Genomic DNA, 12349 nt, shown 5'->3' on the forward strand with positions numbered 1-12349 from the left:
CCATTGCCTCGCTGCGCCGCGACGGGCGCCAAGAGCCTCGAGTGTTAGAACAAAGCCGCCGCCGCGTCAGCGTCGGGGCGGCCGCGCCGCGCCGATCACCGGTGGAGTGTTGCCGGCTTGCGCCGGTGCGCGCGCTGTCTCGAGGAGGCAGCGGCCGCCCTCGGTCAGCCGGTCGGGTCGCCGCGACAGGCGGGGCCGCAGCCGGCACCCGCGCGGGCGGCGCGCCACACCGGCTCCACCGGCCGCCTCATACCGCCTCAGACCGGCCCGACGCGCGGGCCCGAAGCTCCGTCGCGGCCACGAATCTCCGTCCCGCAGACGGAGACCTGCGCGGCGCGAGCCGCCAAGCCGGTCGGCATGGCCCCTCACGCCGCTCGGCGGACGTGGATCCTCAGATCGCCTGGACCTCGCGGATCTCCGGCAGGAAGTGCCGGAACAGGTTCTGCACGCCGTGCCGCAGGGTCGCGGTGGAGGACGGGCAGCCCGAGCAGGCCCCCTTCATCTCCAGGTAGACCACACCCTCCTTGTAGCCGCGGAAGGTGATGTCGCCGCCGTCGCCGGCCACCGCCGGGCGCACACGGGTCTCGAGCAGGTCCTTGATCGTCACGACGGTGTCGTGGTCCGCCTCGTCGTAGAACTCGTCGCCCGGCTCGATCTCGCCGTGGCCGCCCTCGGCCATCACGGGCGCCCCGGACTGGAAGTGCTCCATGATCGCGCCGAGCACCGCCGGCTTGACCTGCGCCCATTCCGATCCGTCCTCGGCCTTGGTCACCGAGATGAAATCGTGCCCGAAATAGACGCCCGCCACGCCCGGGACGGTGAACAGCGCCGCGGCCAGGGGCGACCGGGCGGCGGCCTCGGCGTCCCGCGCCTCGAAGGTCAATTCCGCCAGCACGACGCGGCCGGGCAGGAACTTCAGGGTGGCCGGGTTCGGCGTGGCTTCGGTCTGGATGAACATGGTGGCATCACTCCGCTGCGCCGGTTCAAGGCCGGCCGGGACAGGCGCCCGAGGCGCCGCCTTCCATGTGGACCGGCAAGCGGATTTTCTCAACCTGTCGCCCGGTCCCGCCGGCCCGCGAGAGTGGACATTCGGCCGGCGGCGCGACAGGACGAGCGCCATCGCATGCCAGAGGAGCCGGCAGTGGACGTGACCGCGGACCAGACCCTCGCGCAGGACTTGCTGAAGGATCTGCGGGAGGCCCAGAGCAGGCTGGACGCGGCGCGGGCGGAAGCGGCCTCGCTCAAGGTGCTTCTCGCGCTGCGCACGCACCAGCACGATCAGGCCTGGCAGGAGGGGCAGCGCCTCGCCGCGGCGCTCGCGGATGCGCAGGCCCGCGCGGAGGCGGCGACCGTCACCCGGGCAGAGGCTCAGGTGAGCGCGGCCTCCTCCGAGGCCGCAGCGATGGCCGACGAGCGCACCGAGGCGGTCCGGACCGTCCTCGGCGCGGTCCTCGCCAGCATCGGGCACCGCGCCCTCGACCGGCGCCGGTTCCAGGAGCTGATCGCCCGCGCCGGCCGCGAGGCGCCGGATCAGGGTCCGGGCGCGGCCCGGCACGCGGTGCTGCTGACCGAGGCGCGGCGGGTGCTGGGGATCGCCGAGTAGGCCGCCCGAAGGCACGGACGCGCCGCGACCGGCCGCCGGCGGCAGGGTTAACCGACGCTTAACCCACCTCTCCCATCGTCGTCCCGGGACGGACAGGAGATCGACCGCATGCTGATCAGCGAGCACCACGTGCGCGAGTGCGCCTATTACATCTGGGAGAACGAGGGCCGGATTCACGGGCAGGCCGCCGCCCACTGGATCCGCGCCGAGTCCGAGCTGCGCGCCAACGCGATGCTCGCTGCCGCCGCCACCGCGACGGTCGAGGCCGCCAAGCCCGCCAAGGCCGCCGCGAAGGCCGCGCCGGCGAAGACCGCCGAGCAGGCCGCCGCCAAGCCCGCCAGCGCCAAGCCCGCCAGCGCCAAGCCCGCCGCGTCGAAGGCCGCCGCCAAGCCTGCGGCCGCCAAGGTCGCGACCGCCAAGCCCGCGACCGTGAAGGCCGCCGCGAAGCCGGCGGCCCCGAAGCCCGCCCGCGCCTCGAAGGCGGCGGTGACCGCCGGCCTCGCCGCCAAGGCGAAGCCCGCCCGGACCCCGGCCTCGATGCACTGACGGCCGGCGCCCCGGCGCCACCAGGGCCCTCTCCGAAGCCCGCCCCTCGCGCAGGGGCGGGCTTCTGTCGTTCATCGGGCCCGGACGGAACAGGCCGGGCGCCGATCGGTTGTCCGCCCTGATGCGGGCGCCGGGCTCCGCGACGGGGCAGCGATGCGCGCGGTGATCTTCGACATCGACGGGACCCTGCTCGACAGCGTCGACCTGCATGCCCGCGCCTGGGTGGAGGCCTTCGCGCATTTCGGCGTGACGACCGACTTCGCCGACGTCCGCCGGCAGATCGGCAAGGGCGGCGACGAGCTGATGCCGGTCTTCCTGCCGGAGGAGCGGGTCGCGCGGGAGGGCGAGACGATCGAGGCCTACCGCTCGGACCTGTTCAAGCGGCGCTACCTGTCCGAAGTCCGGCCTTTCCCCGGCGTCCGGTCGCTGTTCGAGCACATCCGCTCCGCCGGCCTCGAGATCGCGCTCGCCTCCTCGGGCAAGCGCCCCGAGGTCGAGCACTACACCGATGTCCTGGAGATCGGCGATCTCGTCGATGTCTCCACCAGCTCGGACGACGCGGACCGGTCGAAGCCGCATCCCGACATCTTCGAAGCCGCTCTAGAGAAGCTCGACGGTGTGCCGCGCGACGCGATCATCGTCGTCGGCGACACCCCCTACGATGCCGAGGCCGCCGCGAAGGCGGGCCTGCGCACCGTCGGCCTCCTGTGCGGCGGCTTCCCGGAAGCGGACCTGAGGGCGGCCGGCTGCGTGGCGATCTACCGGGACCCGGCGGACCTGCTCGACCGATTCGCGCAGTCGCCGCTGGCGGAGAGCTGAGCGGCGGACCGGCAAGCGGATTCCGCGATCGGCCCGACGTCGTCCACACTTTCCCGCCACGCTGTTGCCGCGCGGTGACGCGGAGCGATGCCGGCTACGTATTCACGCGAAAGGGACTGGTGTCCGTCGATCGAAAGGCGTAGCGACCCGCCCGCCAATCTGGACTCTTTCGAAGGACGAGCGCCTCGCATGCCCCAGACTCACCAGGCCGGCCCGGCACCGCGCTTCGTACCGGCCGCCAAGACGCTGCCGGAGCAGATCGCCGATGCCGTCGAGAGCCGGTCGACCCCGCTCAGCCAGCTGCTCCGCCTGATGGCCGCCCTCGACGCCGAAGGCGGGCACGAGTCCCTGCGGCTGCGGCTCCGCGCCCGGATCGGCGCGCCGCTCGACGCCTGACCGCGGCGTCGCGGATCAGTGCCGCCGGTGCCGATGGCGCCGGCCACCACGCTTCGCCGCCGGTGCGGCCGCCTTCGCGACGCGGTCCATGCAGGCGAAGTAGATCCGGCGCCCGATCTCCTCCAGTTCGAGACCCTGCGGATTGGGCGCCGAGAACACCTTCGCGCGGGCCTCGTTGCGGCAGGCCGCGTCCTCCGGGCTCCGGATCGGCGGCTCGGCGCGCGCGGCCCCGCAGGCCAGGGCCGAGACGAGCCAGGTCGCTGCGATCATCGATACTCGTGTGCTTGCCAGGGTACTCGGCATACGGACGTTCGGACCTCACTCACTCAGGACCGAGATAGAGCGTCGCGATCACCCGTGAAGCTTGGTCAGAGTGCTGGCTCCGGCAAAAATCGAGGGCCCGCGCCTCAGGGCACGATCCAGAGGCACCGCCCCCCGCCGGCGATGGACAGGCATTCGTAGGGCGCGCCGCCGATCAGGGCCCGCTGCTCCACGGTGCCGATCGCGCTGCGCGGTATCCGCCGGCAGCCGGCCTCCGAGGGGGCGGAGCCACCCCCGCCCGAGGCGGCGTCGATCCGGCGGGCGGCGATCAGCGTCTCGCAGGCGATCACCGAGTCCGCCCCCTGGGCGCGGGCGTTCCGCGGCGCGACGGTGAGCGTGACGAGGACGAGCGCCGCGACGGGCGCCAGTGGGGATCGGGATCGCATCGCGGCCTCAACTGCCCGCGCCGCGTGGGCGCGTCGCGGTTCGGCCGCCCTCAACGCGCCGCCGCGCGCGTTGGTTGCCGGAGGCGGACATCAGCCCCGAACGCGACGACGCCCGCCTTGCGGGCGGGCGTCGGGGGCGTCCGAAGCTCGGATGAGCCGAGGACCGGCGCTCAGCGCTTGGTCTTGACCTTCGCCTTGCGGGCCGCGTAGCGCGCGTCGCGCTGGGCCTTCTTGGCGACCAGGTCGGCCGACTTGCGCTCCTGCGCGGCGGCCAACTCGGCGGCCTCGCGGGCGATCTGGGCGGCGAGTTCCGCCTCCTCCCGCTGACGCTTCTCCTCGGCGGCCTTCCGCTCGGCGGCGATCCGGGCGGCCTCGCGCTCGCGAGAGCGCTCGTCGCGGGCCTTGGCCACTTCGGCGCGGGCCTTGGCCTTGGCGATCACCTCGGGGTCATCGGCCGCGGGGCGCGCCTTGAACTTGGCCAGCAGGGCGGCCTTGGCGTTCTGCGAGTTCTGGCGACGGTCGTCGAAATTCCTGTAGTCGAATGCGCTCATCTGACCTTTCTCAGTTGGGTACGTCTCGCGTGTCGCGGGGACATCCGGCGGGGCCGGGCACGTACTGAGTCTGCAGGTCCCGACGCCATCCCCGCGCCCCGGAACCGCACCGATCCACCGGCTGTACCGATGGTCCGACCCGAGCGTTCGCCTGCGTCTGAGCGCTCGGGTCGGACCACTGTTCGAAGATCGCAGAGCCCTTAATCAGAGCTTCGCGCGAGATGCAATCGGCGAGACCTGCGCAGGTGGCCGGCGCAGCGACAATCCCGGCCATCTCTGTAAGAGTTCCGACCGGCGATGCGGAAAAACCTCAGACCGACGCTCCGCCGGGGCCCGGCGCTCGGGGATCGAGATGCATCCGCCCCTCGGATCTCGCTGCCGATGACAGATAGGTCGCGCTCGGGGCGAGGACAAGATTCGCGGGCGGGTCGGCGAGCAGTGTATGCTGACTCAGCGAAGCCGGCCGTGGCCAGGCGAGCGCCGCGCAGATGTCCTCCCGGTAGACCTATACTGCTCTCACAAAGCAGGTCTGCAAAATTGGCAGAGTATTCGGCGCGAAGCCCTCGACGCTCGGCGGCGGTCCGCTTCCGCTCCCAGCAGGGGCCGTGTTCAGGATCTGCCTAGCCTCTACGGCCTAATTTCTATGCACGCCCACGCGGCGCTCCGAACCGATCGCCAGCAGGTCGGAAAATGCCTAGTATATGGGCAGCGAGGGCCGACGGTCGGCGGAGCCGCGAGGGTATTCGCGGCACGGGGTCTGCTAGCCGTGCTCGATCGCGCCCCGCGCGGCCGGCCTGAGGAACGCCATGCCCGAGACATGCCCCCCGTTCGAACCCGAGAGCTACGCCGCGGCCGCGGCGGCCCTCCTCGGCCTCACCCTCGATCCCGCCTGGATCGCGCCGGTCACCGCGAACCTGCGCGTCCTGGCCGCGGCGGCCGAGCTGGTGGAGGCCTTCCCGCTCGCGGACGAGATCGACTCGGCGCCGAGGTTCGAGGCGTGAGCGCGAGCAGTCCCTCGACGGCGGCCACGATCGCGGCGGCGATCGCGGAGGGCCGAACCACCGCGCGCCAGGCCGTCACGGCGACGCTCGACCGGATCGGGCGACTGGACGACCGGGTCGGCGCCTTCACCGACGTGCTGTCCACCCGCGCCCTGGCCCGGGCCGACGCGCAGGACGCGGCGCGCCGCGACGGGGCGTCGCCGGGCCCGCTGGCCGGCGTGCCGTTCGCGGTGAAGAACCTGATCGACGTCGAAGGCCTGCCCACCCGCGCCGGCTCGAAGATCAACCGGGAGCGGCCGCCGGCCGAGCGGGACGGCGCCCTGGTGCGGCGCCTTGAGGCGGCGGGGGCGATCCTCGTGGGCGCCCTCAACATGGGCGAGTACGCCTACGACTTCACCGGCGAGAACATCCACGACGGCGACGCCCACAACCCCCACGCCCTGGATCACATGACCGGCGGCTCGTCGGGCGGCTCGGGCGCGGCCATCGCCGCCGGGATGGTGCCGCTCACGCTGGGCTCGGACACGAACGGCTCGATCCGCGTCCCCGCCGCCTTCTGCGGCTGCTTCGGCCTCAAGCCGACCTACGGCCGGCTGACCCGCGCGGGGAGCTTCCCCTTCGTGGGCAGCCTGGACCATCTCGGCCCGATGGCCCGGAGCGTCACCGACCTCGCGCTCGCCTACGACGCCATGCAGGGCCCCGATCCGGACGATCCGGTCGCGACGCTCCGCCCGGCGGAGCCGGTCCTGCCGCGGCTCGAGGCGGGGATCGACGGCCTGCGCGTCGCGGTGGCCGGCGGCCATTTCGCCCGCAACGGCGATCCGGACGCCTTCGCGGCGGTGGCACGCGCCGCCGAGACGCTCGGCGCGCGGCGCACCGTCGAGCTGCCGGAGGCCCACCGCGCCCGCGCGGCCGCCTACCTGATCACCGCGGCCGAGGGGGCGACGCTCCACCTCGACCGTCTGCGGACCCGGCCTCAGGATTTCGACCCGGCGGTGCGCGACCGGCTGATCGCCGGGGCGATGATCCCGGCACCCCACGTGGAGCGGGCGCAGCGGTTCCGCCGCTGGTACCGGGCGCGGGTGCTGGAGCTGTTCGAGACCGTCGACGTCATCCTGGCCCCGGCTACGCCCTGCCGCGCGCCGCGGGGCGGCCAGACCCACTTCGTCCTCGACGGCGTGACGCTGCCGGTGCGCGCCAATATCGGGGTGTTCACGCAGCCGATCTCCTTCATCGGCCTCCCGGTCGTGGCGGCGCCGGTCCGGCTCGACGCCGGTCTGCCGCTCGGCGTCCAGATCATCGCCGCGCCCTGGCGCGAGGATCTCGTCCTGCGCGCGGCGCGCCACCTCGAACGGACCGGCGTCAGCGCGGCGCCCATCGCGGAGCTTGCCCGATGATCATCGACGATCCCGCCGTGAAGGCCGAGGTCGAGGCCGCGTTCCGGGCCTACGAGACGGCGCTCACCACCAACGACGTCCCGACCCTGGAGGCGCTGTTCCGGGACGATCCGCTGACCATCCGCTACGGGATCGGCGAGAACCTCTACGGCATGGACGCGATCCGCGCCTTCCGCCGGGCCCGCTCCCCGGTGGGCCTGGAGCGGACCCTGGCGCGGACGCAGATCACCACCTACGGGCGAGACTTCGCCACCGCGATGACGCTGTTCACCCGCGCCAGCGCGCCGGGCAAGATCGGCCGCCAGAGCCAGACCTGGGCGCGCTTCCCAGAGGGCTGGCGGGTGGTGGCCGCCCACGTGAGCCTGATCGACGCGGACTAGCTGCGGAGCGGCCCGCGCTCCGCCCGGGGCGTGTGGCCGCGGGCTTGCATACGGTCGAGCGTATTCCGCGCCGTCTGGCGCGGACCAACGCGAGTACCCGACCCGAGATGCTGTCCCGTCTGAGAAAACTCGGCGCCCGCGCGGCGCTGGCCGGCGCCCTGGCGCTCTCCGCGAGCACCGCGGCCCTCGCGCAGGGGACGCTGCGGATCGGCATGACCGCCTCCGACATCCCGCTGACCACCGGCCAGACCGACAACGGCGGCGAGGGCATGCGGTTCATGGGCTACACGGTCTACGACGGCCTCATCAATTGGGACCTGTCGAGCGCCGAGCTGGCCTCCGACCTCGTGCCGGGACTCGCGACCAGCTGGGGCGTCGACGCCGCCGACAAGACCAAGTGGACCTTCAAGCTCCGGCCCGGCGTCAAATTCCACGACGGCTCCGACTTCACCGCCGACGCGGTGGTCTGGAACCTCGACAAGCTCCTGAAGGCCGACGCGCCGCAGTACGACCCGCGCCAGTCCGCGCAGGGCAAGACCCGCATCCCGGCGGTCGCGAGCTACCGGGTGGTCGACCCGCTGACGGTCGAGATCACCACCAAGGCCCCCGACGCGACGCTGCCCTACCAGATCGCCTGGATCATGATGTCGTCGCCGGCCCAGTGGGAGAAGCTCGGCAAGTCCTGGGACGCCTTCGCCAAGCAGCCCTCCGGCACCGGCCCGTGGAAGCTGACCCTGTTCGCCCCGCGCGAGCGCGCCGAGATGGTCCCGTTCAAGGAGTACTGGGACGCGAACCGCGTGCCGAAGCTCGACAAGCTCGTGCTGATCCCGCTGCCGGAGGCCAACGCCCGGACCGCCGCCCTCCGCTCCGGACAGGTGGACTGGATCGAGGCGCCCGCGCCGGATTCCGTGGCCTCGCTGAAGAGCGCCGGCTTCACCATCGTCACCAACGCCTACCCGCATAACTGGACGTGGCACCTGTCGCGCGTCGAGGGCTCGCCCTGGAACGACATCCGCGTGCGCAAGGCGGCGAACCTCGCCATCGACCGCGAGGGCCTGAAGGAGCTGCTCGGCGGCCTCGCGATCCCCGCGAAGGGCTTCATGCCGCCCGGCCACCAGTGGTTCGGCCACCCGACCTTCGACATCAAGTACGACCCGGACGCCGCCAAGAAGCTGCTGGCCGAGGCGGGCTACAGCCCGGCCAAGCCCCTGAAGCTGAAGGTCGCGATCTCGGCCTCCGGCTCGGGCCAGATGCAGCCCCTGCCGATGAACGAGTTCGTGCAGCAGAACCTCGCCGACGTCGGCATCCAGGTCGACTACGAGGTCGTGGAGTGGAACACGCTGATCAACATCTGGCGGGCCGGGGCCAAGGCCGACATCTCCCGCGGCGTCTCGGCGATCAACTACTCGTACTTCATCCAGGACCCCTTCACCGGGTTCATCCGCCACCTGCAGTGCAACTTCGCCCCGCCGAACGGCACGAATTGGGGCTACTACTGCGACCCGGCGATGGACAAGCTGTTCGACCAGGTCCGCAACACCTTCGACAAGGCCGAGCAGACGAAGGTCCTGGAGAAGGTCCACGAGAAGTACGTCGACGACGCGCTGTTCGTCATGATCACGCACGACGTCAACCCGCGCGCGATGAGCCCCAAGGTGAAGGGCTTCGTCCAGGCGCAGAACTGGTTCCAGGACTTCTCGAAGATTACGATGGCGACGGCGGGGCGGTAGCGCCGCCGTCGCGCCCGCGAGCGATCGGAGGCACGGATCGGGTTCGCGAAGACAGATCTGCAGGAGGCGCGGGTCCCCTCTCCCGTGCGGGAGAGGGACAGGGTGAGGGGTGCGACCGCGCCGGAACGACCTGATCCCTCACCGCAACCCTCTCCCGCACGGGAGAGGGGGCTTGTTGCGTCTCGCGAGGACCGAAGCGCGATCTTCGAAGTCTCGCCGCGTCGGCGGCGACAAAATACCGATGGGCCAGAAGGCGAGTAATGCTGCTCTACATCCTCAAACGGCTGGTCTACGTGACGCCCGTGGCGTTCGGGGTCAGCGTCGTCTGCTTCCTCCTCGTCCACCTCGCGCCGGGCGATCCCCTGAGCGCGGTTCTGCCCGCGGACGCCACCCAGGCCACCATCGACGAGATGCGGGCCGCCTACGGCTTCGATAAGCCCCTGCCGGTCCAGTACCTGATCTGGCTGTGGCACGTGCTGCACGGCGATCTCGGCACCTCCATCGCCACCGGCCGCCCGGTGCTCGGCGAGGTCAGCCGCGCCGTGGTGAACTCGCTGATCCTCGCCTCGGTGGCGACCGTGATCGGCTTCACCTTCGGCACCCTGTTCGGCTTCGTGGCGGGCTATCACCGCAACTCCCTGGCCGACCGGGCGGCCTCCGCCGTGTCGGTCTTCGGCGTGAGCGTTCCGCACTACTGGCTCGGCATGGTCTTGGTGATCGTGTTCTCGGCCAATCTCGGCTGGCTGCCGCCGACCGGGGCCGGGCCCGACGGCTCCGGCAATTGGCGGCCCGACTTCGAGCACCTGCGCTACCTGATCCTGCCGGCGATCACGATGTCGGTGATCCCGATGGGCATCATCGCCCGCACGGTCCGGGCGCTGGTGGCCGACATCCTGTCCCAGGACTTCGTCGAGGCCCTGCGTGCCAAGGGCATGGACGAGCGCGGCGTGTTCCGCCACGTCGTGCGCAACGCCGCCCCGACGGCGCTCGCCATCATGGGCCTGCAGCTCGGCTACCTGCTGGGCGGCTCGATCCTGGTCGAGACCGTGTTCGCGTGGCCGGGCACCGGCTTCCTGCTCAACGCCGCGATCTTCCAGCGCGACCTGCCCCTGCTGCAGGGCTCGATCCTCGTGCTGGCGATGTTCTTCGTGCTCCTCAACCTGCTGGTGGACGTGATGCAGACCGCCCTCGACCCGCGCATCGAGCGCGCTTGAGCCGGAGCCCGACGATGACCGTTCCCGTCACCGCGGCCTCCGTGGCCCTCGACGGCGGCGTCCTCGCCGCCGAGGACGTGACCCACGGGCCCGAGGCCGCCTTCGCCCCGTCGCGCGGTTTCTGGGGCCATGTCGGCCACCGGCTCGTGCGCGACCCCGTCGCCATGGGCGCGGGCGCCGTGATCCTGATCGTGGTGCTGATCGCGATCCTCGCGCCCTGGATCACTCCCATGGACCCCTACAAGGGCTCCATGCTGCGCCGCCTCAGGCACGTCGGCGACGCCACCTACTGGCTGGGCTCGGACGAGCTCGGCCGCGACATGATCAGCCGGCTGATGCTGGGCTCGCGGCTCTCGCTGTTCATCGGCGTGACCCCGGTGCTGATCGCCTTCGTGATCGGCTCCGCGATCGGGATCCTGGCCGGCTACGTCGGCGGCTGGACCAACACGATCCTGATGCGCACCATCGACGTCTTCTTCGCCTTCCCGTCGGTGCTGCTGGCGATCGCGCTGTCCGGCGCGCTCGGCGCCGGCATCTTCAACTCGATCGTGTCGCTGACCTGCGTGTTCGTGCCCCAGATCGCCCGCGTGGCCGAGAGCGTCACGACGGGCATCCGCAGGCGCGACTACATCGACGCCGCCAAGCTGTCGGGCGCCTCGGCCCTGACGATCATGCGCGTGCAGGTGCTCGGCAACGTCGTCGGGCCGATCTTCGTCTACGCGACCAGCCTGATCTCGGTCTCGATGATCCTGGCCTCCGGCCTGTCGTTCCTCGGCCTCGGCGTGCGCCCGCCCGAGCCCGAATGGGGCCTGATGCTCAACACCCTGCGCACCGCGATCTACGTCAACCCGGTCGTGGCCGCCCTCCCGGGCGTCTGCATCTTCGTCGTCTCGATCGCCTTCAACCTGTTCTCGGACGGCCTCCGGTCCGCCATGGAGATTCGCCAGTGAGCGTCATCCCGGACGCCCCCGACCCGTTCGCCCGCGACCGCGGCGGACCGGCCCAGCCGCTGCTGTCGGTCTCGGGCCTCGTCAAGCACTTCCCGGTCCGCAAGGCCGGCGGCAAGAAGCAGGTGGTCCGGGCGGTCGACGGCGTCGACTTCGACGTCCTGAAGGGCGAGACCCTCGGCATCGTCGGCGAGTCCGGCTGCGGGAAGTCGACGACCGCCAAGCTGCTGATGGGCCTGATTGAGCGCGATTCCGGCACGATGCTGTACGACGGCCAGCCGGTCGGCGAGCGGGCCATGCCCTGGCGGTCCTACCGCCGCCAGGCCCAGATGGTGTTCCAGGACAGCTACGCGTCGCTCAACCCGCGCATGACCGTCGAGCAGTCGATCGCCTTCGGCCCGAAGGTGAACGGCGTGCCCGCCCGCGAGGCGGTGGAGCGCGCCCGCGGGCTGCTCGCCCGGGTCGGGCTGGAGCCGAAGCGCTTCGCCGGCCGCTACCCGCACGAGATCTCCGGCGGCCAGCGCCAGCGGGTGAACATCGCCCGCTCGCTCGCCCTGGAGCCGCGGCTGGTGCTCCTCGACGAGGCGGTCTCGGCGCTCGACAAGTCGGTGGAGGCGCAGGTCCTGAACCTGCTCCTCGACCTCAAGGCCGAGTTCGGCCTGACCTACATCTTCATCAGCCACGACCTGAACGTCGTGCGCTTCATCTCCGACCGGGTGATGGTGATGTATCTCGGCCGGGTCTCCGAGATCGGCCCGTCCGACACGGTGCTCGACGCGCCGGCGCACCCCTACACCGAGGCGCTGCTCGCCTCGATGCCGTCTCTCGATCCGGACAACCGCACTCAGGCGGCGCTGCTCGCGGGCGACCCGCCGAACCCGATCGACCCGCCAACGGGCTGCCGCTTCCACCCGCGCTGCGCCCTGGCGGAGGACGTCTGCGGCCGGACGGAGCCGCCCCTCGACACGGTCCGGCCGCTGCACCGCGTCGCCTGCCTCGCCCGGCAGCCCGGCTCGGGCCACTCCGCGGCCCCCGCGGGCGCGCTGGCAGCATGAGCA

15 protein-coding genes are annotated in these 12349 nt (G+C 71.8%); 11 read left to right on the top strand and 4 right to left on the bottom strand.

What is annotated here, in order from left to right; all coding sequences use genetic code 11:
• Window positions 1-391: 391 nt before the first annotated feature.
• Complete coding sequence (locus LOK46_RS03455) at window positions 392-958, bottom strand: NifU family protein (protein ID WP_273562494.1); 567 nt, start codon at window positions 956-958, stop codon at window positions 392-394.
• Between the two features lie 183 nt (window positions 959-1141).
• Here LOK46_RS03455 and LOK46_RS03460 point away from each other — a divergent pair, with 183 nt between their 5' ends.
• From LOK46_RS03460 to LOK46_RS03475, 4 genes are all read left to right on the top strand, one after another.
• A complete protein-coding gene (locus LOK46_RS03460) occupies window positions 1142-1603 on the top strand; it encodes an atp-dependent helicase (RefSeq protein WP_443192860.1) in 462 nt (153 codons plus the stop codon).
• 108 nt (window positions 1604-1711) lie between these two features.
• Entirely contained in the window at window positions 1712-2149 is a 438-nt protein-coding gene (locus LOK46_RS03465) for a DUF2934 domain-containing protein (RefSeq protein ID WP_273562496.1), read from the top strand.
• 153 nt (window positions 2150-2302) lie between these two features.
• Window positions 2303-2968 (top strand): HAD family hydrolase, encoded by a 666-nt coding sequence (locus tag LOK46_RS03470; protein WP_273562497.1) that lies wholly within the window; start codon window positions 2303-2305, stop codon window positions 2966-2968.
• A 189-nt stretch (window positions 2969-3157) separates the two neighbouring features.
• Window positions 3158-3364 carry a hypothetical protein gene (locus tag LOK46_RS03475; RefSeq protein ID WP_273562498.1) on the top strand — a complete coding sequence of 69 codons (207 nt, stop codon included), beginning with the start codon at window positions 3158-3160 and terminating at the stop codon, window positions 3362-3364.
• 15 nt (window positions 3365-3379) lie between these two features.
• On the opposite strand, the gene LOK46_RS03480 is transcribed toward LOK46_RS03475, so the two are convergent.
• The 3 genes from LOK46_RS03480 to LOK46_RS03490 form a co-directional block, all read right to left on the bottom strand.
• Window positions 3380-3634: a hypothetical protein gene (locus LOK46_RS03480; RefSeq protein ID WP_337251965.1), complete on the bottom strand. Its 255-nt coding sequence runs from the start codon at window positions 3632-3634 to the stop codon at window positions 3380-3382.
• 137 nt (window positions 3635-3771) lie between these two features.
• Window positions 3772-4071: a hypothetical protein gene (locus tag LOK46_RS03485; protein ID WP_273562500.1), complete on the bottom strand. Its 300-nt coding sequence runs from the start codon at window positions 4069-4071 to the stop codon at window positions 3772-3774.
• Between the two features lie 170 nt (window positions 4072-4241).
• Entirely contained in the window at window positions 4242-4622 is a 381-nt protein-coding gene (locus tag LOK46_RS03490; RefSeq protein WP_273562501.1) for a DUF6481 family protein, read from the bottom strand.
• An 806-nt stretch (window positions 4623-5428) separates the two neighbouring features.
• Between LOK46_RS03490 and LOK46_RS03495 the strand changes: the two genes are divergently transcribed.
• The 7 genes from LOK46_RS03495 to LOK46_RS03525 all read left to right on the top strand — a co-directional run bounded on the left by LOK46_RS03495 (window position 5429) and on the right by LOK46_RS03525 (window position 12346).
• Window positions 5429-5623 carry a DUF4089 domain-containing protein gene (locus LOK46_RS03495; RefSeq protein ID WP_273562502.1) on the top strand — a complete coding sequence of 65 codons (195 nt, stop codon included), beginning with the start codon at window positions 5429-5431 and terminating at the stop codon, window positions 5621-5623.
• A complete protein-coding gene (locus tag LOK46_RS03500; RefSeq protein WP_273562503.1) occupies window positions 5620-7020 on the top strand; it encodes an AtzE family amidohydrolase in 1401 nt (466 codons plus the stop codon). Before LOK46_RS03495 ends, LOK46_RS03500 begins: the two co-directional genes overlap by 4 nt.
• Entirely contained in the window at window positions 7017-7400 is a 384-nt protein-coding gene (gene hpxZ, locus LOK46_RS03505) for an oxalurate catabolism protein HpxZ (protein ID WP_091680011.1), read from the top strand. The genes LOK46_RS03500 and hpxZ overlap by 4 nt, the downstream gene beginning before the upstream one ends.
• Window positions 7401-7507: 107 nt before the next feature.
• A complete protein-coding gene (locus tag LOK46_RS03510) occupies window positions 7508-9130 on the top strand; it encodes an ABC transporter substrate-binding protein (protein ID WP_273562504.1) in 1623 nt (540 codons plus the stop codon).
• Between the two features lie 260 nt (window positions 9131-9390).
• Window positions 9391-10344 (top strand): ABC transporter permease, encoded by a 954-nt coding sequence (locus tag LOK46_RS03515; RefSeq protein ID WP_056522601.1) that lies wholly within the window; start codon window positions 9391-9393, stop codon window positions 10342-10344.
• A gap of 14 nt (window positions 10345-10358) precedes the next feature.
• Window positions 10359-11294 carry an ABC transporter permease gene (locus tag LOK46_RS03520; protein ID WP_273562505.1) on the top strand — a complete coding sequence of 312 codons (936 nt, stop codon included), beginning with the start codon at window positions 10359-10361 and terminating at the stop codon, window positions 11292-11294.
• On the top strand, window positions 11291-12346 hold the full coding sequence (locus tag LOK46_RS03525) for an ABC transporter ATP-binding protein (protein WP_273562506.1): 1056 nt from the start codon (window positions 11291-11293) through the stop codon (window positions 12344-12346). The genes LOK46_RS03520 and LOK46_RS03525 overlap by 4 nt, the downstream gene beginning before the upstream one ends.
• Window positions 12347-12349: the final 3 nt, after the last annotated feature.

It is taken from the genome of Methylobacterium sp. NMS14P (genome assembly GCF_028583545.1).
In the GTDB taxonomy this organism is placed as follows: Bacteria; Pseudomonadota; Alphaproteobacteria; order Rhizobiales; family Beijerinckiaceae; genus Methylobacterium.

Coding starts and splice junctions, on each gene's coding strand:
- LOK46_RS03455 (WP_273562494.1), bottom strand. CDS start 958: ATGTTCATCCAGACCGAAGCCACGCCGAACCCGGCCACCCTGAAGTTC.
- LOK46_RS03465 (WP_273562496.1), top strand. CDS start 1,712: ATGCTGATCAGCGAGCACCACGTGCGCGAGTGCGCCTATTACATCTGG.
- LOK46_RS03470 (WP_273562497.1), top strand. CDS start 2,303: ATGCGCGCGGTGATCTTCGACATCGACGGGACCCTGCTCGACAGCGTC.
- LOK46_RS03475 (WP_273562498.1), top strand. CDS start 3,158: ATGCCCCAGACTCACCAGGCCGGCCCGGCACCGCGCTTCGTACCGGCC.
- LOK46_RS03480 (WP_337251965.1), bottom strand. CDS start 3,634: ATGATCGCAGCGACCTGGCTCGTCTCGGCCCTGGCCTGCGGGGCCGCG.
- LOK46_RS03485 (WP_273562500.1), bottom strand. CDS start 4,071: ATGCGATCCCGATCCCCACTGGCGCCCGTCGCGGCGCTCGTCCTCGTC.
- LOK46_RS03490 (WP_273562501.1), bottom strand. CDS start 4,622: ATGAGCGCATTCGACTACAGGAATTTCGACGACCGTCGCCAGAACTCG.
- LOK46_RS03495 (WP_273562502.1), top strand. CDS start 5,429: ATGCCCGAGACATGCCCCCCGTTCGAACCCGAGAGCTACGCCGCGGCC.
- hpxZ (WP_091680011.1), top strand. CDS start 7,017: ATGATCATCGACGATCCCGCCGTGAAGGCCGAGGTCGAGGCCGCGTTC.
- LOK46_RS03510 (WP_273562504.1), top strand. CDS start 7,508: ATGCTGTCCCGTCTGAGAAAACTCGGCGCCCGCGCGGCGCTGGCCGGC.
- LOK46_RS03515 (WP_056522601.1), top strand. CDS start 9,391: ATGCTGCTCTACATCCTCAAACGGCTGGTCTACGTGACGCCCGTGGCG.
- LOK46_RS03520 (WP_273562505.1), top strand. CDS start 10,359: ATGACCGTTCCCGTCACCGCGGCCTCCGTGGCCCTCGACGGCGGCGTC.